Origin of the sequence: Paraburkholderia bryophila (assembly GCF_013409255.1) — a bacterium.
GTDB lineage: Bacteria > Pseudomonadota > Gammaproteobacteria > Burkholderiales > Burkholderiaceae > Paraburkholderia.
This window is the reverse complement of sequence record NZ_JACCAS010000002.1, coordinates 1,464,177-1,481,318: the sequence shown is the minus strand read 5'-3', so window position 1 is coordinate 1,481,318 and position 17,142 is coordinate 1,464,177. Positions and strand designations below refer to the sequence as shown.

The following is a 17,142-nucleotide window of genomic DNA, read 5'->3' as shown; positions in this document are numbered from 1 at the left end:
TATCTACAGGTAGATAAAGTTAGATCCATGAACACGCCATCGCCCGTACGCTCGCAGATTCTGGACCACGCAGTCACGCTCATCATGCTGCGCGGCTACAACGGTTTCAGCTACCGTGACTTGTCCAACCTGGTTGGAATCAAGACGGCGAGCATCCACTACTACTTTCCGTCGAAAGACGATCTGGTATTGGAAGCGGTCAGTTCGTACAGCGACGAGGTGCTGAGTTCAATGAACGCGATTGGCGACACATTGCCCGCGGACGCCAAGCTCAGCAAGTACACCAAGCTGTTCGGCAAGACCTTGGGCGACGGCGATCAGATCTGCCTGTGCGGCATGCTCGCAGCGGACATCGAATCGCTGCCGGACGACATCAGGCAGGCAGTACAGGCTTTTTTCAAGGCTAACGAGCGGTGGCTCACCAAGGTGCTGATGCAAGGCGTTGAAGAAGGAACGCTGGCGATCAACGGTAAGCCCGAGAACGCCGCACGGGCGCTTTTCGCCGCCTATCAGGGCAGTGTGTTGGCGAGCCGGTTGTTCAAGACCAAGGCCCGGCTTGAAGACGTCGAGACCACGGTCAAAGTTGTCAGGTAATTGCAACGGAAGGAGGTGGCGAGCCACCTCTTTATCTGGCCCACTTGTCTATCTACATGTAGATAAGTGGTGTAAAAGAAGGGATAGATTTCGGGTTTTTGTGTCATCTCCAATCTATCTAGTAGTAGATTGATAAATCAAACTTTTAGGAGTCTCATCATGTCGATTGAAACCGTTCTCTACCGCGCTCACGCTCACGCCACCGGAGGCCGTGACGGCCGTGCGGTCGTCCCCGAAGGCAAGCTCGACTTCAAGCTCGTCACGCCCCGTGAACTGGGCGGTGCCGGCGGTGAGGGCGCAAATCCCGAGCAGTTGTTCGCCGCTGGTTACAGCGCGTGTTTTCTCGGCGCAATGAAGTTCGTCGCGGCACGCGACAAGATCGCCATTCCGAAGGATGTCGCGATCGACGGCAGCGTCGGCATCGGCGCGATTCCGAACGGCTTCGGTATCGAGGTCGAACTGAAGATTGCGTTGCCGGGCATGGAGCGAGACGCAGCTCAGACACTCGTCGACAAGGCCCATGTGGTCTGCCCGTACTCGAACGCTACCCGCGGAAATATCGACGTCACACTCACGCTCGTTTGAGTGGCTTCATCCCGTCTTTCCTTTAAACGAACTCAACTAATCAACTGGAAGTAGCGAACCATGAAGATCCTCAAGCCCCTCATTCTTGCCGCCGCCGTTCTCGCCGCCAACACGAGTTTCGCCGCTACAACGAGCCCGGCAACGCCCGACGCCGTCACCAGCCAGTTCCTCGCCGCGCTCAACAGCGGCAAGGGGCCGGCAATCAACACGCTCTCGCCGGCAAAAGCGCGTGAGGTACTGGTCGGTGCGCAGAGCGGCGTGAAAGTCGACCTCTCCGGTATCGACGTATCCAACAAGACGATCGAGCAGGACGGCATCAGCGTGCCCATTACCATCGTCAGGCCGCAGGGTGCGACGGGCACGCTGCCGGTCTTCATGTTTTTCCACGGCGGCGGCTGGATTCTCGGTGACTTCCCGACGCACGAGCGTCTGGTGCGTGATCTCGTGGTGCAGTCGGGCGCGGTCGCGGTCTTCGTGAACTACACGCCTTCGCCCGAGGCACGCTATCCGGTTGCAATTAACCAGGCCTACGCCGCTACGAAGTGGGTGGCGGCGCACGGCAGTGAAATTGGTGTGGACGGTAATCGGCTCGCGGTGGTCGGTAACAGCGTGGGCGGCAACATGGCGGCGGTGGTCAGCTTGATGGCGAAAGACAAGCACGGTCCGGACATTCGTTTCCAGGGATTGATGTGGCCCGTCACGGATAACAACTTCAACGATGGATCGTATAACGCCTTTCCGGAAGGGCACTTCCTGACGCGTCCGATGATGAAGTGGTTCTGGGACGCGTACACGAAGGATCAGAATCAGCGTAACGAAATCTATGCGTCGCCGTTGCGCGCGTCGGTCGATCAGTTGAAGGGACTGCCGCCCGCGCTGATTCAGGTTGCGCAGAACGATGTCTTGCGTGATGAGGGCGAGGCTTACGGTCGCAAACTCGATGCGGCCGGTGATGAAGCGACGACCGTGCGGTATGACGGCACGATTCATGATTTTGGTTTGCTGAATGCGCTGGCGAATGATGCGCCGACGAAGGCCGCTACTCGTCAGCTCGCGAATGAGTTGAAGGCGCGGTTGCAATAAGTGTGTGCCGCGGCCTGATGGGGGGATGCGATCGGGCCGCGGTTGGGGACCTATCCGTGATTTTGTGGGCGAGGCATATCATGAAGGATGAAAATCATGGATATGCCGATCATGAAAAAGAAACGTACTGTCGCCTCTCAGGCAGCGGCCCGAGGGCCGCTGCCTGCCCTGCCTGAAGGTCTGCTTGATGAACTGGTGAAGGGTCCGATGACGCCTGTCCAGGTCCAGGACCTGATGCTGGCGTTCAACAAGGCCATCATCGAGCGCGCGATGGGCGCCGAGATGAACATGCATCTGGGCTACCCGGCGGGCCAGCCCAAGCCCGACGGCCAGGCCAACGAACGCAACGGCGCGAGCGGCAAGACGATCATCACCGAGCGCGGCCCGGTGCGGCTCGATCTGCCGCGGGACCGTGAGGGCAGTTTCGCGCCGATCCTGATTCCCAAACACGAGCGCCGTTTCACGGGCTTCGATGAGCGCATCATCGCCATGTACGCACGCGGCATGAGCGTGCGCGAGATTCAGGCGTTTCTGGCTGAAAGCTATGGCACCGAGGTCTCACCCGACTTCATCAGTTCGGTCACCGATGAGGTGATGGCCGAAACGCTGGCCTGGCAAAACCGCCCGCTCGAGCCGATGTACCCGGTGGTGTTCTTCGACGCGCTACGCGTGAAGATCCGTGGCGACGGTGTGGTGAGCAACAAGGCCGTCTATCTGGCGCTGGGTATCCAGGCCGACGGCCAGCGCGATGTGCTCGGCCTGTGGATTGAACAGACCGAGGGCGCGAAGTTCTGGCTCAAGGTGTTCAATGACCTCAAGACCCGCGGTTGCCAGGACATCCTGATCGCGGTGGTGGACGGTCTGAAAGGACTGGCCGAGGCGATCGGGACGGCGTACCCCCGCACAGCGGTGCAGACCTGCATCGTGCATCTGATCCGAAACAGTCTGGAGTACGCCAGCCACAAGGACCGCAAGGCGGTCGCCACGGCGCTGCGTCCGATCTATGCAGCCGCGAGCGAACAGGCTGCACAGCAGGCCTTGCAGGACTTCACTGAAGGACCGTGGGGGACGAAGTATCCGACCATCGTGCAATCCTGGCAGCGCGCCTGGGAACACGTCACACCGTTCTTCGTGTTTCCCCCGGAGATACGCCGGGTCGTGTACACAACAAACGCCATTGAGAGTCTGAACATGCAACTGCGCAAGATCATCAAGACCCGCGGACACTTCCCCAACGACGAGGCCGCCATCAAGCTGCTGTGGCTGGCGCTACGCAACGTGCTGGCAAAGTCCGTGAGAGCGGCATTCGACTGGAAAGCGGCGATGAACCAGTTTGCTATTCTGTTTGGCGAGCGCTTCACGCTCGCACGTGGCTAGAAATCTTTAAACCGCCTCGCACACAAAAACGCGGACAGGTTCCTGGTTGGCTTTTTTTGGGGACCTACGGGTGGTTGATTGGGCCTATGCCGTTGCAGGCGACTGCACGATGACGCCATACCATCCGAGGCCACGATAGCTCTCGTAGCCGAGCGTCGCGGCAAACGAAACAGTGCGCTCGTCGGACATTTGATAGAAGCCGGCTGAACGTCCATCTGTATTCAGGCGGAACTGCTCGTCGAGCACACCTTTGTCGTCCGAACTGGCGATCACGCGATGCGACGCGTTGACGATCATGCAGCGTGTGCGTCGCCATTCTTCCTCGGTCAGACGCACGCCTTTGACAACCGCCGATGCTTGCGGCGCCCAATCGAAAAAGATTACGAACGCGCCGAGCGGCTTCCCAGTTCGACCCGAAGCCCACCTGCAAAAGCTCGTTCAACTCGTAGGCACTTACCTGCTGCCCACTCCCTCGTCCCATTCCTACGTCGCTATCGTCTCAGCATGGTGAAAAATCTTCGCGACAATCATCCAGCGCCCTTCGAACTTCAGCAGGTTGAGGTTATCCACAAAGATCTTCTCGAAGATGCGAACGCGAACCTGCGCAAACGCAATCTCGGGAGATAGCACACCGATCTGCAGAATTTCATCAACGCGCGGTTGTGACACGCTCTTCGGCGGTGTCCGGGTAGCAATCTCCGCGCGATATTGGGCAAATGGACGCAGGTTGAACCCACCGTTTTTCATCGTGAAGAGCGAACTGGTCGGGTGAAATACCCAATCAAATTTTTCCAGATCGCATTCGTACATGACGTCGAAGTAGATTTGCAAGGCTTTCTGAATGTTGTCAATTTCCATATCGCGTGCCTTCCTGCATGAGTAAAGTGTTGTTGTCGTCTGCTGCGACGAGCCCAATCCAGCGCCGGCTCGACTCAACCACAGGGCAATTCCGCATGGGGCGGCAGTGCTAGTATCGGCGAACAAACTCGAGAACGTTTCATCGGACGGTGAACTATGGTCGATATGCCAGATATTCCACGGGTTGCCAGGCTGCTGGCTGACGTGGCACGCACCAGGATCGTGTGGGCATTGATCGACGGATCGGCCCGGCCGGCAGGCGAGTTGGCTTTTCACGCGGGCATCTCGGCGCAATCGGCCAGTGCACATTTGATGAAGCTGGTCGGAGGCGGCTTGCTGGCCGCTGAGGCGCAGGGGCGCCATCGCTATTTTCGGATCGCCAACGCCGAGGTGGCCTGCATGATCGAGAGCATGGCCGCGCTCGCTTCGGGAATGGAGCTAGGCTTGCCACAGTGCCTTCCGTCAACGGGATCGTCGACCCAGGCATTCATGCACGCTAGAACCTGCTATGACCACCTGGCGGGGGAGATTGCGGTGAGCGTACTTGCCTCGATGATTAAGGCACGCTGGTTGCGACGGAAGGATACAGAACTGGTCGCCACCCGGCTCGGCGCGCAGCAGTTGCGTGCGCTTGGCATTGATCTGGATTCGGCGCAAGGTGAACGGCGCGTGTTCGCACGCCCATGTGCCGATCTGACGCAACGGCACCCGCATTTGGGCGGCGCACTCGGCACGCACATGCTCAAACTTTATATCGATCAAAGCTGGATCGAACGCATGCCCAAGTCTCGTCTCGTCAGCGTCACGCCGAAGGGGAACGAGATGTTTCGGAAGCTTCTGGCACTCGGATGATCGTTACGCGTCACGACAAATCGCAAAACCCCCGGCTTCCTGAAGAATCCAATTCGCAAACACCTGCAGTGGTTCTTCACTCAACTCAATCGCGTCAGGAAGAACGAGGCAAAAGGTTTTAGCAATCGTTTTGCTCTCCGGCCAAGGCGCGACCAAACGGCCCTGTTCAAGCTCTGCTCCGATGTAAAGACGCGGCACCAACGCAACACCCAAACCCGCTAGCGCTGCCTCTATGAGCATGGAATGAAGGTCGTAACGTGCGCCAACCGCCGAATTGGTCAGCACGATGCCGACCTCTTCTGCATAAAGCTGCCACGCGTCCGGATTTTGTCTTCTATGAAGGCGCGGTAATTCATCAAGCGAAACATTCGCATCGGTACCGGCGAGGAGTGCCGGACTACAGACGGGTACAAGCACCTCCTCCAGCAGATGATGCAACCGCATACCCGCCCATGCTGGATGCTCAAAATGAATTGCCGCGTCGAAACCGCTACCAGCAAGAATGAACGGTTCCATACGTTCCGCGATATGCACGGTAATGTTCGGATGCTGACTCTGAAAGCGTTTCAGACGAGGGATAAGCCAGCGGGTGGCAAAGGTCGGAATCGCGGCGATATCAATGCTCGCGCCGTCGATGGACTGACCCATCAGATAAAGGCTGTCCCGTTCCAACCGATCCAGCGACTCGCGAATCTGCACGGCGTATCGCGTGCCGTTGGGCGCAAGCCGCACGCGATTTCCGACGCGCTCGAACAGCGCGACACCTAGAAACGCCTCCAATCGAGCAATCTGACGACTGATAGCACCCTCGGTCAGCGCTAATTCCTCAGCCGCGCGCGCGAAGCTGCCATGTCGAGCCGCGGCCTCAAAAGCCAGGAGCGCGGAATTGCTTGGAATCTTACGTCGCATTGAATCTCGCCGGTGGGAATGCATTCAACGTCAGCTTGAGTGAATGTCACTGAAGGCTGACTTTATATCGCTATATACAGGGGAAAGCTCAGATTAGCATGACGTTACTGCAATGAACATAAACCGTTTGATGCAACACGCTCATCCGTCGCGAAGGACAATCTGATGATCTACACCGTGGAATGCAGTTTCTCCGATCCCACCAGCGAAGCCGAGTGGAACGACTTCTACAGCCTCGAAAAACTGCCCGCCCTCATTTCAGTGAGTGGCTTTCACACGTCGCAGCGCTTCAAGTCGTTAAGCGATGGTTGCCCGCTCTACCTGGCCGTCCACACGATAGACGGACTCGATGTTCTAACGGGAGAGGAATATCGTCAGAAAGGCGGCGGCAATTTTGCAAGGTGGCAGCAACACATCACCGACTGGCACCGGAATCTCTATAGCGATATCGGCCTTGCTCCGGCGGTAAATGCGGACGAACTTCTCGTGCTGTGCGCAAGCGGTCCCGAACCGCTAATCCAGATGGGTCTCACACCGTTGGCCATGCAAGCGGTTGCGTTGGAGAAGGCTCCGGAACGCCGCTGGCTCGCAAGACTACCTCGACGAAACGCTCAGCTTGCCGAGAGCCTGTCTGGACGCGTCGACCTCTATTCACCGATGACGGAACAACTGACAAGCTCCCGCAGGTTCACGTAAGAAATTAGAAAGTCTTCTGGAGAAGAACTGTGTCCACCTGTACCTTTCCAAGTCAGCGAGTCGGGGATTTCATGATCACCGCAATCAGCGACGGTTACCTCACCGCCAGCCTGGACTTCCTCTCGAACATTGACTCGTCCGAGGCCTCCAGAATACAAACTGATGCAGGGCAGAAGGAGCCTGCCTCCGTGCATATCAACTGCTACCTGGTACGCGGGGCGGGCCGCACAATTCTCATCGACGGTGGGGCGGGAGGCATCAAGCAATGGGGCGGCCGCCTGAGAACTAATCTATCGCTTGCTGGTGTCGAGCCATCCGAGATCGACACCATCCTGCTCACACACGCCCATCCCGACCATATTGGAGGACTGGTCGACACAGCCGGACACATTACCTTTCCGAATGCGGAGCTGGTTGCTCATCAACGAGAAGTCGAATTCTGGCAGGACGACGGCAATCTCAGTCGTGCCAGCGAACGTGCTCGCGGTAACTTTCTGATTGCGCGTCAAGTGTTCGACGGCTACCGCGACAAGCTTCGCACTTTCAATGAAGGAGAAGTACTTCCCGGAATCAGCGCGATGTCGCTACCGGGACACACAGAGGGACATTCCGGATATCTTCTCGAATCCCGAGATCAGGGTCTGCTTGTCTGGGGAGATATTGTTCATTTCCCTCACATCCAGATTAAACGGCCGGACGTATCGATTGCATTCGATCAAGACCCGACCCTGGCCGCCACCACACGATCACGGCTTCTGGACCGGGTCAGTTCGGAGGGACTGTTGATCGCAGGTATGCATTTGGGGGAACTCGGCTTCGCGCGAATCAAGCTAGCGAGCGGGAGCTACGGTCTGCTCTACGAGACCGTAGCCTGAAGCCGTGCGCAGAAGTAACGACGAACACCGCAATACCGTGACAATCAACGACTCTCCCGCTCAAGGGGTCCAGCGATACACCGTAATGCTGGACCCGTTGACGTTGTTCTTCGTGACCACATACTCGCCCGTCGATCGAAGATATGCCTTGACGCCATAGATCGAATCGATGGCGCTGCTGGCGTCGACGGTACCGGTACTGGTGTTGACCAGCGTGGTGTCCAGGTTGCCTGTACCAAGATTGAAGGCGTCGATGTTCGGCAAAGCTTCTCCGCTACCGAACCAGTAGCCGACAAATAGATAGCTGCCGGCTGCGTCAATCGACTTGGCGCCGACGTGGGGGAGGTTAATCACTGGATTGGGTTTCGTCGTGTTGCCCGCACTCCAGCCGTGATACACCTCGATTCGTGTGCCTATCGCTGTCCAGTCCGTGCCCCCCACAACACCTTGCCCGAGAATCATCGTGTCGCTGTCCGCGAGGTAGACCATGCGCGTCAACGGCTTGGCGCTCTCGGGAATAGGAATGGCGATACCGGGTCCCCACGTCGGCTTGCCGCTGGCGTCGAAGCCGATCAGCGGATAGTGGTAGATATTCCCAGTCTTATCGAGACCGGCCCACACGCCGCCCTTGCTGTCGATGCAGAACCCGTCCCTGACGGATGCCGTTGCCTTGAACACCGGACCGGGAAGCGTGGCATCCGGTATCGCAATGTAGCCATTCGCCGCATTGAAGTGGAAGAAGTAGTAGGTATCGGGATTCTGGCCGGTCGCCACGAGGATCCGGTTTGCGCCGACGCTGGCGAGCATACCGAAGTGCTCGTCCCGCGATCGATCGTTGATGTCGATACGCGGATCGGACGGATAGGCGATCGGATCGACCGTGTTCGCTACGAAGGTTCCTCCAGCCGTGCCGCTGTAGATGTTGGTGCCGCCATAGAAGTAGAGGCCGTCGGTACCCGGGTCCGGCGCGGCGATCCCTTCGAAGTTGAGAGACTGAAGCTTCCATTGCAGGCGGCCGGCACTGTTGTACGAGTGAATGTCGGTGCCGCCGTCGCGGCCGAGATCCCAGCTTCCGCCCCACGGGTTGTTGAGTACATAAAGGTTGCCGGCAGTGTCTTTGCCGATGCCGACTACGCGAGTGAAGCGCTTGTCGCCGACCTGTCCTTTGATTCCCGTCGTGGTGTCGAGATAGCCGCCCTGAATGCCGAATGTACTGGCCAGCACCGGCGTGCCTGAGAGGTTGTAGCGCTTGATGTTCATGTCAGGACCCTGGTCCCCGACCACGAGTTGCCCCGACGATGCATCGAAATACAGCGCTGAGGGCTGCGACCCGGCTGGCATCCGGATCGTGTTCAGCAGCGCGCCGGGTGAACTGAACTCGACGATCGAGCCTTCACTCTTCTGGGCGACCCAGACGTTGCCTGCGGCATCCACGGCGAGGGCGCCCGGCCCCGTGATGTTGATGTCCCGCTGCCAGACACCGGCAGTAGTGAAGATCCGAACGCGATTGCCGTAGAAGTCGCTGGCATAGAGGAGCGAGCCCGCCGTGGCCAGTCCGGTCACGACGTCGACTCGCGGCAGGTTGTTGAACGCGCTTACCTGAATCAACAGATCGCGAGCCTTGGTGGCGCGGTTGTATCGTCCCACCGCACCGGTTCCGTAAGTTCCGCCGGGCTGCAGTGCCACAAAGATCGACGTCGCATTACCCGTGATCGCGCTGCCCTGAAACTCGCCGTGCGCGCCGATCGAGCCGAGGCTCTTGCCGGCCTGGTAGAACGCGACGCCTCCCTCGTACTCGTCCCACATGGACGCCGTATAAATGATGCCTTCTGGCGCGACCCACATGGAGCGCGCGGTGTTACCCACGTGGGCAGCGAGAGTGCCGTAGGTGTTCGCCAGCCAGTCGGTGGTGTTCTCCGCCGCACACGCAGGTGCAATCGTGGCGATCGCTGCGGTCGCCACGATGAGGAACGCGGCATGAATCCGTTTTTTACCGACCATGATGGATGCTCTCCGGAATGTGGCGATCGTTCACGAGAATAGTCGGCCAACCAGATTTCAAATTCGTGATTGGCAACCCACGTAGGAACATAGGCAACTCGTTGTTCCTTTACAAGCTCGCATTTCGACTTCGCGTACGGACGACCGTTGCGGTCATGCGCGAAGCGCGATCGTTTCCTGTGGGGCGCCCATTGCGTCATGCATGAGGCATTGTTTCGCGTGGTGCCCAATGCGGTGATCGGCACTCACGTCCCAGACAATCAATTGTCCAGTGCCCGAGGCATAGCCGCCGTCGCAGTGCCAGCCGCCCGCCGAATAGCAGGTCGCTCGCCGAGTTTCGATACCGACGTGAAGAACTCGAAAGCCTTCTCGTTCTCACGCGTAATCTGAAAACCAAGTTTGCGATGGAAAGCGACGGACAGGCGGTTGGTCTTATAGACATGGCTTTTGAGCTCGGCGATTCCTCGTTCGTGTGCGAGCCTGGCGACTTTCGCAAGCAGCTCAGAGACAACCGCAGAGGTTCGGTGCAAAGGGTGGGTACTAAACGCGCCCACGAACCAGCAATTCTCCGACTCCGGTCGAAGCATTGCATAAGCGACCAACTCTCCTTCGCGTCGCACTGAGCACACCTCGCTGTCGTTCAAGGAAAGTTGCAAGCGCAAGCGTTGCTGATCCACATCGAAGATATCGCCAGCCAGTTCTGTGTGTTCACGTAGCGTGAGCAAATCAAGCGCAAGGAGTTCGTCGATGGTTGGCTGCATGTCAGGGTTCCAAGCCGTTAGATGGTGAGAGACGACTCAATAAAAGACACAATCGTTAGTAGTGGATGACCATAGGCAAACCCGTTGCGTCCATCACGCTTATTTCCGGCACCTTGCAAGCCTTCCCCTCGGCAATGCGTTTCGCGCTCCACAGCGCCGCGAATGCATCGACGATATCGTCCAGGCTTGCATCACGGGCTACGCGTGCGGCTAACGCTGCATTCAGCTCCACGCCAAATTCTGCATCGAGTAGCGCTTTTCGTATCTGATGACCTTCCGGCTTGCTCTTCGACTCGCTTATCCCACCCGGCGATCCACCTTGCTCCATGCGGAGTTGCATAAAGGTCAGCTCCGGATGTACCTCAAAGACCCGTGCAGCGTCGACGCTCGAATTTTGCAACTCGGTATCGACCTCCGAGATCTTTTTAAGGATGTGGAACGCCTGCTTTGAAATTCCCTGACCCGTAACCGCACGATGTCGCTGGCAAGCCTCTTCGTAGCAACCCGTGCCGAGCGTTTGCCGCACGGGCGTATGGAATACCGACGCACTACGCGGCCATTTCAGCGCCGCCTTGGCGGCCACGTCGCATTGCCGTTTGCCATCGGATGAGAGCCCGACGGGAATATCAATTGCTACGACCGCCGGAGCAGGTGCCCAGCTAAGCAGTTCTTTGAACGAGGCGCACACGCGAGTGTGAATCTTCCCCGTCTTGTGATCTCGCTTGGCGGCATACCACCCGCCCTTGCAACCGTCCACGCCGACTGTGTCCAGCGCCAGCCTATTGTCTCTTGTCATTCACCCATCCTGGTTGTGCGCAAAACGCGCAAGCAATCCCACCGCATAGCCGACCTATAATGCATCAACGAAACCAACGCCTCCAAGCCGAATGACGCCACTCCCAGGAATCGTAAAGCCGATCGAATCCCGGCTGCGCGGCGACCCAAGCGTACGCGACGATAACCGCGGCGACAACGACAACAACAGCGCCGAGCCGTTAGGCTCGTTGCCCGCCGATCTCAACGACAGCCGTCTGCTGCATGAACTCTCGCTTTCCCTGCTCGAACGTCACGATTTGCCGTCGCTCTACGCAAAGGTCGTCGAGACAGCCCGTGTGCTGATGAACGCGGACTTTGCCAGCCTCCAGATGCTCGACATGTCAGCGGGCGAGCACGAACCCCATCTGCATCTTCTCGCGCACAGCGGCTTTACCGCTCACGCGGCCGACCACTGGCGCACGGTCCTGATCGAATCGACGACCAGTTGCGGCGAGTCGTGGGCCTCCGGCGAACGCGTCGTGGTCTCCGACATTGAGCACCACGCGCCGTTTTGCGACACGGTCGACCTCGACGTGTTTCGCGAGACCGGCATCAAGGCCATGCAGTCTACGCCGCTGCGTTCTCGCGACGGCGCCTTCATCGGCATGATCTCCACCCACTGGAGCCGCTTTCACGAACCCGACGAACGACAGTTGAGCCTGATCGACATTATGGCGCGGCTGACCGCGGATCTGATCGAACGTGCGAGGTCGGAAGACGCCCTGCGCCTCAGCGAGGCACGTCTGCGTGCATTGGTCACCGCGACGTCGTACTCGCTTTACCGCATGAGTTCCGACTGGAAACTGATGCGTGCGCTAGACGGCCGTGGTTTTCTGCGCGATACGACCGACGTCAGCGAGGATTGGGTGCGCAACTACATTCACGCCGACGATCAACCCAAGCTGCTCGCCGCGATCCAGTTGGCGCTCGACTCACGCTCGATGTTCGAGCTCGAGCACCGCGTCGCGAAGGTCGATGGCACGTGGGGCTGGGCGCACTCGCGAGCGGTGCCGCTGTTCGATGCGGACGGCAAGATCGTCGAGTGGTTCGGCGCGGCCAGCGACGTCACCGCTCGCGTGGAAGCGGAGCACGCGCTCCGTGAGAGCCGTGAAAAGCTGCTCGACGCCGACCGTATGAAAGATCAGTTTCTCGCCACGCTCGCGCATGAGTTGCGCAATCCGCTCGCGCCGGTTCGACACGGCCTGCAGATCCTGCGATGTGCGGACGCGCCCGAAGCATCTTTGCCGATCCTGGACATGCTCGACCGGCAAGTCGATCACATGGTTCGACTGGTCGATGATCTGATGGAAGTGGCGCGCATCAGCAGTGGCGCGTTGCAGTTGTCGCGAACGGAGATCGACGTCGAAGACACGGTGCGATCGGCGCTCGATCTGAGCCGGCCGTTGCTCGATCGAGGCGGCCATGCATTGCATGTGCGTTATCCGCCGGAGCGGTTGTACGTCCACGCCGATCAGGTGCGGCTCACGCAGGTGCTGTCGAATCTGCTGAACAACGCCGCGCGGTACACGCCGTCGGGCGGTCGCATCGAACTGGAAATCGGCCGCGACGAGAACCGTGTGGTGATTCGCGTATCCGACAACGGCAACGGACTCGCGGCGACAGACTTGCCGAAGTTGTTCCGATTGTTCGAGCGACTGGACGCGCCTCAAGCTAGCGGCGAGGGATTGGGCGTCGGCCTGGCGCTCGCGAAACGATTGATGGAACTACAGGGCGGCGATATTGCCGTCGAAAGCCCCGGCCGAGGTCTGGGGAGCACATTCACCGTTCATCTGCCGATTGTGGAGAAACCCGTACACGTGAAATCGTCCGCCCGAGTGACGGAGCCGATGCGCTTCGATGGTCTTCGCGTTCTTATCGTCGACGACAACGTCGATTCCGCGATGAGCCTCGGCATGCTGCTCGACATAAGCGGCTGCACGACCCGCGTGGTTCATAGCGGCGCTGAAGCGCTCGAGGCAGTGAAGCTTTTCGAACCACGCGTCGCGGTGTTGGACATCGGCATGCCGGATATGGACGGAATAGAGCTCGCTCGCGAGTTGCGCGCACGCACGCAGCTCGCACAAACGTCATTGGTTGCGCTGACGGGGTGGGGCCAGGCGGACGACCGCGTTAAAACGCGTGAGGCGGGATTCGAGTGTCATCTGGTGAAACCCGTTTCTTTCGAGCAGCTTTGCGAGGTGCTGCAGCAGTGTGTCGGCAACCAGCCGGCTCAGTGAGTTCCAAACAGCCGGGCGTCTACTTCCCGCCCGGCGTTTGCACTGCGCCCACGCCCGGCTTCACGCTACCGTCCGACTGCGGCACTTCAACCGGCTTCACTTCGACGGGCGCGGTGCCGTTCTCTTTCAGGCCGAGCTTATCGGCGGTCTTGGGCGATACATCGACGATCCGGTCTTTGACATAGGGGCCGCGATCCTTGATCACCACCACCGCGCTGGCGCCGGTGGCCAGATTCGTGACCTTGGCCTGGGTGCCGATCGGCAGCGTCTTGCTCGCGGCGACATTGGACTGAGGATTCATCCGCGTGCCGTCGGCCATTTCTTTCTTGTAAAACTTCTTTCCGTAGTAAGAGGCTGTGCCTTTGCGGGCTTTGCCGGACCGATCGAGCGGGGCGTTGTTGGCGGCCTTATGGTTCGCATGCGTGGTGTCGATGGGGGCCGCCTGTTGCTGCGCAAGCGCGGTATTTAATCCATAGAAGAGCGCAAGAATCAGAAACAGCAACAGAAGCGCGCGAATCTTTGCTCGTCTGCTGTGTTGTAGACGATTTAAGTCGGCGTCGACGAAAGGCGTCGATAGCCGCCTCGCAGTGGTATGAAGATTCGTTTCCATTGCTACTCCTCCTCTGCCAGACGAAAGCAGCCATTACCTGAGTAGCAAAAGTGACGCCTGAAGCCTGCTCACCACGGAATCGTCTGGTTCTCCCATCGCGTGAATGTCCCCGTTGGACCGTCCGCGCCCAGCAGCGCGACGCGCACCGCTTCGCGAGCGCCTTCCTCGACCGTCTCCGTACCCGCATAGCCATTGAGGTTCGTTTTGGTGAAACCCGGAGAGACGGCGTTGACCTTGATCCCTTCCGGCTCCAGTTCGAGCGCCATGGCTAAGGTCAACGCGTTGAGCGCTGTCTTGGACGCCGGATAGACCGGCCCAAAAATCGCGCGGTACGGGAAGGCGGGGTCCGAGTTCGTCGTCAGCGAGCCGACGCCGCTCGACACGTTGACGATCCGTGCAGCCGACGCCCGCCGCAGAAGCGGCAGCATCGCCTGATAGACAGCCAGAACACCGAATACATTGGTGTCCCACACCGCGCGCATTTCATCGAGCGATACGTTGCTCGGGCGGGTCGTCTTCGCGTACTCCTCGACGGACTGACCGGGCTGCTTGTTCGTATTCGAAATGGCGGCGTTGTTGATGAGCACGTCGAGCCGGCCCAACTCCGTACGAATACGTTCCGCCGCAGCCGTAATCGAAGCCTGATCCGTCACGTCGAGTTGAAGCGCTCGAGCGTCCGCGCCGACTTCCCTGGCTGCTACTGCGCCGCGCTCGACATCGCGCGATCCGACCAGCACCGTGAAGCCGTGCGCCGCGAGATCCTTGGCGATCTGAAGACCGATGCCTTGATTAGCCCCGGTAACGAGGGCGATAGGTTTGTCCTGCATGAGAATCTCCTTGTCGTTTTGCGCGTCTCGAAGCCGCCGAGCCGCGCGTCATTCGGTTAGCGAGCCTCAGCCGCCCACTGTTCGGCATCCGCGCCGGCCGGAATACGCATTGGCGAAGACGGATCGGTCGCCGCGCGCCACACTGCTTCCGCGACGTCCTGGGCGTGGGTGATCGGAGCGGACGCATCTTGCAGTTGTGCGAAGACGCTCTTGACGAGTCCCGCATAAGCCTCATGGTCGAAACCATGCATATGGGCACGCGCGTTGTCGCCGAAACGTGTGTCGGGCGCACGTCCCGGCAATACCAGTCGAACCCGCACGCCGAACTGTTCGAGTTCCAGCGCCATCGACTCGGTGAAAGCGTTCACCGCCACCTTGCTCGCGCGATACGCGCCGAGCAGCGGCAGCGCCTTCAGCGTCACGCTCGACGTGACATTCACGACAACGCCCGCCCGGCGTTCGCGAAACTGAGGCAGCACCGCTTGCGTCAACGCAATCGTGCCGAAGGTGTTGGTCTCGAAGACCTCGCGCACCGTCGCGAGCGGGACGAGTTCGGCCGGGGACGCCGCGCCGAAACCCGCGTTGTTGACCAGCACGTCGATCGGACCCGCGGCCTCGACCGCCTCGCGAATACTGTCCGGGTTCGTGACGTCGAGCGCCAGCACGCGCAGGCGCTCCGAAGGCGGCAGCACGTCGGCGCGCGGCGTGCGCATCGTGGCGATGACTTGCCAGTCGCGCGCCAGAAAGTAGCGGGCGATCTCGAGCCCGAAGCCGGAAGAGCAGCCGGTAATCAGCACGGTTTTCATGAAAACTCCGATGAATGGGTTGGGGTGTGCTCATACGATAGATCGCCAGCGTCGTACTCGCTACAATCAAGAATCCGAATTTCATTTGCAGGAGTCCGGCGATGATCGATCCCTTGGCCGAAGTCGTGACGTTGCTGCAGCCCAGTGCACGGTTCTCCAAACTCGTCCACAGCGCGAGCCCCTGGCGCATCAGTCGTTCGGATGCGGGCCAGCCGTTCTACTGCGCGATTCTCGAAGGCGGTTGCCGTATTACGATCGACGGACACGCGCCGCTCGAACTGCTATCCGGCGATTTCGTGCTGATTCCCGCGGCGTATGGCGTCGCGATCTCCAGCCTCGAGGCGCCGCCGCCGGGCGTCGAGACGTCGGACCCGGTCGCGCTCGGCAACGGCGAATACCGAATCGGCGCGCCGGACCGCCCGATCGACACGCGCATGATGGCGGGCCACTGCCGCTTCGGCTCACCGGATGCGTCGTTGCTAGTTTCGCTGCTGCCGCAAATCGTGCATGTCCGCGGCGAACATCGGCTGGCCACGCTGGTGCAACTGGTGCGCGAGGAATCGCACGAGCAGCGGCCCGCGCGCGAGGTCGTGCTGTCGCGGCTGCTGGAAGTGCTGTTGATCGAGGCGCTGCGTTCAACGGCGGGAACGAATGCGTCGCCGGGCCTGGTGCGCGGACTCGCCGACAGCCGACTCGCGGCAGCGATCCGTGGAATGCACGAACGCCCCACTCACGCGTGGACGGTGGCGGAACTCGCGAAAGAAGCCGCGCTGTCGCGGTCGACTTTTTTCGAACGCTTCAGCCGCGCGGTCGGCGTCGCGCCGATGGAATATCTGCTCGCGTGGCGCATGGCGCTCGCGAAAGACCTGCTGCGTCGCAACGAAGGCCGCGTCGCCGAAGTGGCGCAGCGCGTCGGCTACAGCTCGGCCAGCACCTTCAGCGTTGCGTTCACGCGGCATGTCGGCCGGCCGCCTGCGCAGTACGCGCGTGAGGAACAGGCGGTCGCGAACGGCGCATAAGCGGGCGGCTGGCTCGGCTCGACCGCAACTTGCGAAGCCCCGCCGGCCAGTAGTCGTCGAGACGCAACGCACGCTCAAATAATCGAAAAAAGTTAATAACAAAGAGGAAAACGTTTGCAACAGGCCTTTCAGCGGATCGGCCTCCCGTTTCATTTTCGAGGATGCTTTCTTTAATGATTGGCCGTAACGAAACTGACATATAGACGCATTAGCGTGCTCATTTCTTGTTCAACGGG

18 protein-coding genes are annotated in these 17,142 nt (G+C 59.7%); 9 read left to right on the top strand and 9 right to left on the bottom strand.

Annotated elements, in window-relative coordinates; genetic code table 11:
* The first annotated feature begins 27 nt into the window (after nt 1-27).
* The 4 genes from GGD40_RS27770 (at nt 28) to GGD40_RS27755 (ending at nt 3,639) form a co-directional block, all read left to right on the top strand.
* The gene (locus GGD40_RS27770; protein WP_179745827.1) at nt 28-594 is read left to right on the top strand and encodes a TetR/AcrR family transcriptional regulator; all 567 of its coding nucleotides are present in this window, start codon (nt 28-30) and stop codon (nt 592-594) included.
* A gap of 159 nt (nt 595-753) precedes the next feature.
* On the top strand, nt 754-1,179 hold the full coding sequence (locus tag GGD40_RS27765) for an organic hydroperoxide resistance protein (RefSeq protein ID WP_179745826.1): 426 nt from the start codon (nt 754-756) through the stop codon (nt 1,177-1,179).
* Nucleotides 1,180-1,239: 60 nt separating this feature from the next.
* The gene (locus GGD40_RS27760) at nt 1,240-2,262 is read left to right on the top strand and encodes an alpha/beta hydrolase (RefSeq protein WP_179745825.1); all 1,023 of its coding nucleotides are present in this window, start codon (nt 1,240-1,242) and stop codon (nt 2,260-2,262) included.
* A 102-nt stretch (nt 2,263-2,364) separates the two neighbouring features.
* Nucleotides 2,365-3,639 carry an IS256 family transposase gene (locus tag GGD40_RS27755; protein WP_373565341.1) on the top strand — a complete coding sequence of 425 codons (1,275 nt, stop codon included), beginning with the start codon at nt 2,365-2,367 and terminating at the stop codon, nt 3,637-3,639.
* Between the two features lie 84 nt (nt 3,640-3,723).
* On the opposite strand, the gene GGD40_RS27750 is transcribed toward GGD40_RS27755, so the two are convergent.
* Nucleotides 3,724-3,936 carry a chemotaxis protein gene (locus GGD40_RS27750; RefSeq protein ID WP_257030609.1) on the bottom strand — a complete coding sequence of 71 codons (213 nt, stop codon included), beginning with the start codon at nt 3,934-3,936 and terminating at the stop codon, nt 3,724-3,726.
* 186 nt (nt 3,937-4,122) lie between these two features.
* On the bottom strand, nt 4,123-4,497 hold the full coding sequence (locus tag GGD40_RS27745; RefSeq protein ID WP_179745824.1) for a nuclear transport factor 2 family protein: 375 nt from the start codon (nt 4,495-4,497) through the stop codon (nt 4,123-4,125).
* Nucleotides 4,498-4,653: 156 nt separating this feature from the next.
* Between GGD40_RS27745 and GGD40_RS27740 the strand changes: the two genes are divergently transcribed.
* Nucleotides 4,654-5,349 carry an ArsR/SmtB family transcription factor gene (locus GGD40_RS27740; protein ID WP_179745823.1) on the top strand — a complete coding sequence of 232 codons (696 nt, stop codon included), beginning with the start codon at nt 4,654-4,656 and terminating at the stop codon, nt 5,347-5,349.
* A gap of 3 nt (nt 5,350-5,352) precedes the next feature.
* Here GGD40_RS27740 and GGD40_RS27735 read toward each other — a convergent pair whose 3' ends face one another.
* Nucleotides 5,353-6,258 carry a LysR substrate-binding domain-containing protein gene (locus tag GGD40_RS27735; RefSeq protein WP_179745822.1) on the bottom strand — a complete coding sequence of 302 codons (906 nt, stop codon included), beginning with the start codon at nt 6,256-6,258 and terminating at the stop codon, nt 5,353-5,355.
* A gap of 165 nt (nt 6,259-6,423) precedes the next feature.
* On the opposite strand from GGD40_RS27735, the gene GGD40_RS27730 reads away from it, so the two are divergent.
* The gene (locus tag GGD40_RS27730; protein ID WP_179745821.1) at nt 6,424-6,954 is read left to right on the top strand and encodes a sugar ABC transporter; all 531 of its coding nucleotides are present in this window, start codon (nt 6,424-6,426) and stop codon (nt 6,952-6,954) included.
* A 29-nt stretch (nt 6,955-6,983) separates the two neighbouring features.
* Nucleotides 6,984-7,829: an MBL fold metallo-hydrolase gene (locus GGD40_RS27725; protein WP_179745820.1), complete on the top strand. Its 846-nt coding sequence runs from the start codon at nt 6,984-6,986 to the stop codon at nt 7,827-7,829.
* Nucleotides 7,830-7,889: 60 nt separating this feature from the next.
* On the opposite strand, the gene GGD40_RS37515 is transcribed toward GGD40_RS27725, so the two are convergent.
* From GGD40_RS37515 to GGD40_RS27710, 3 genes are all read right to left on the bottom strand, one after another.
* Complete coding sequence (locus tag GGD40_RS37515; RefSeq protein ID WP_179745819.1) at nt 7,890-9,830, bottom strand: SMP-30/gluconolactonase/LRE family protein; 1,941 nt, start codon at nt 9,828-9,830, stop codon at nt 7,890-7,892.
* A 260-nt stretch (nt 9,831-10,090) separates the two neighbouring features.
* A complete protein-coding gene (locus GGD40_RS27715; protein WP_179745818.1) occupies nt 10,091-10,591 on the bottom strand; it encodes a GNAT family N-acetyltransferase in 501 nt (166 codons plus the stop codon).
* Nucleotides 10,592-10,646: 55 nt separating this feature from the next.
* Complete coding sequence (locus GGD40_RS27710; RefSeq protein ID WP_179745817.1) at nt 10,647-11,387, bottom strand: DUF429 domain-containing protein; 741 nt, start codon at nt 11,385-11,387, stop codon at nt 10,647-10,649.
* A gap of 91 nt (nt 11,388-11,478) precedes the next feature.
* On the opposite strand from GGD40_RS27710, the gene GGD40_RS27705 reads away from it, so the two are divergent.
* A complete protein-coding gene (locus tag GGD40_RS27705) occupies nt 11,479-13,644 on the top strand; it encodes an ATP-binding protein (protein ID WP_179745816.1) in 2,166 nt (721 codons plus the stop codon).
* Nucleotides 13,645-13,663: 19 nt separating this feature from the next.
* Here GGD40_RS27705 and GGD40_RS27700 read toward each other — a convergent pair whose 3' ends face one another.
* The 3 genes from GGD40_RS27700 to GGD40_RS27690 form a co-directional block, all read right to left on the bottom strand.
* Entirely contained in the window at nt 13,664-14,254 is a 591-nt protein-coding gene (locus GGD40_RS27700; RefSeq protein WP_179745815.1) for a septal ring lytic transglycosylase RlpA family protein, read from the bottom strand.
* A 68-nt stretch (nt 14,255-14,322) separates the two neighbouring features.
* Nucleotides 14,323-15,081 (bottom strand): SDR family oxidoreductase, encoded by a 759-nt coding sequence (locus GGD40_RS27695; protein ID WP_179745814.1) that lies wholly within the window; start codon nt 15,079-15,081, stop codon nt 14,323-14,325.
* Between the two features lie 56 nt (nt 15,082-15,137).
* Nucleotides 15,138-15,887, bottom strand: coding sequence for an SDR family oxidoreductase (locus tag GGD40_RS27690; protein WP_179745813.1), 750 nt, complete (start codon nt 15,885-15,887; stop codon nt 15,138-15,140).
* Between the two features lie 101 nt (nt 15,888-15,988).
* On the opposite strand from GGD40_RS27690, the gene GGD40_RS27685 reads away from it, so the two are divergent.
* Entirely contained in the window at nt 15,989-16,906 is a 918-nt protein-coding gene (locus tag GGD40_RS27685; RefSeq protein WP_179745812.1) for an AraC family transcriptional regulator, read from the top strand.
* Nucleotides 16,907-17,142 lie beyond the last annotated feature (236 nt).

What these genes read in the sequence shown, in the direction of transcription:
- GGD40_RS27770 (WP_179745827.1), top strand. Translation starts at nt 28, where the DNA reads ATGAACACGCCATCGCCCGTACGCTCGCAGATTCTGGACCACGCAGTC.
- GGD40_RS27765 (WP_179745826.1), top strand. Translation starts at nt 754, where the DNA reads ATGTCGATTGAAACCGTTCTCTACCGCGCTCACGCTCACGCCACCGGA.
- GGD40_RS27760 (WP_179745825.1), top strand. Translation starts at nt 1,240, where the DNA reads ATGAAGATCCTCAAGCCCCTCATTCTTGCCGCCGCCGTTCTCGCCGCC.
- GGD40_RS27755 (WP_373565341.1), top strand. Translation starts at nt 2,365, where the DNA reads ATGCCGATCATGAAAAAGAAACGTACTGTCGCCTCTCAGGCAGCGGCC.
- GGD40_RS27750 (WP_257030609.1), bottom strand. Translation starts at nt 3,936, where the DNA reads ATGATCGTCAACGCGTCGCATCGCGTGATCGCCAGTTCGGACGACAAA.
- GGD40_RS27745 (WP_179745824.1), bottom strand. Translation starts at nt 4,497, where the DNA reads ATGGAAATTGACAACATTCAGAAAGCCTTGCAAATCTACTTCGACGTC.
- GGD40_RS27740 (WP_179745823.1), top strand. Translation starts at nt 4,654, where the DNA reads ATGGTCGATATGCCAGATATTCCACGGGTTGCCAGGCTGCTGGCTGAC.
- GGD40_RS27735 (WP_179745822.1), bottom strand. Translation starts at nt 6,258, where the DNA reads ATGCGACGTAAGATTCCAAGCAATTCCGCGCTCCTGGCTTTTGAGGCC.
- GGD40_RS27730 (WP_179745821.1), top strand. Translation starts at nt 6,424, where the DNA reads ATGATCTACACCGTGGAATGCAGTTTCTCCGATCCCACCAGCGAAGCC.
- GGD40_RS37515 (WP_179745819.1), bottom strand. Translation starts at nt 9,830, where the DNA reads ATGGTCGGTAAAAAACGGATTCATGCCGCGTTCCTCATCGTGGCGACC.
- GGD40_RS27715 (WP_179745818.1), bottom strand. Translation starts at nt 10,591, where the DNA reads ATGCAGCCAACCATCGACGAACTCCTTGCGCTTGATTTGCTCACGCTA.
- GGD40_RS27710 (WP_179745817.1), bottom strand. Translation starts at nt 11,387, where the DNA reads ATGACAAGAGACAATAGGCTGGCGCTGGACACAGTCGGCGTGGACGGT.
- GGD40_RS27705 (WP_179745816.1), top strand. Translation starts at nt 11,479, where the DNA reads ATGACGCCACTCCCAGGAATCGTAAAGCCGATCGAATCCCGGCTGCGC.
- GGD40_RS27700 (WP_179745815.1), bottom strand. Translation starts at nt 14,254, where the DNA reads ATGGAAACGAATCTTCATACCACTGCGAGGCGGCTATCGACGCCTTTC.
- GGD40_RS27695 (WP_179745814.1), bottom strand. Translation starts at nt 15,081, where the DNA reads ATGCAGGACAAACCTATCGCCCTCGTTACCGGGGCTAATCAAGGCATC.
- GGD40_RS27690 (WP_179745813.1), bottom strand. Translation starts at nt 15,887, where the DNA reads ATGAAAACCGTGCTGATTACCGGCTGCTCTTCCGGCTTCGGGCTCGAG.
- GGD40_RS27685 (WP_179745812.1), top strand. Translation starts at nt 15,989, where the DNA reads ATGATCGATCCCTTGGCCGAAGTCGTGACGTTGCTGCAGCCCAGTGCA.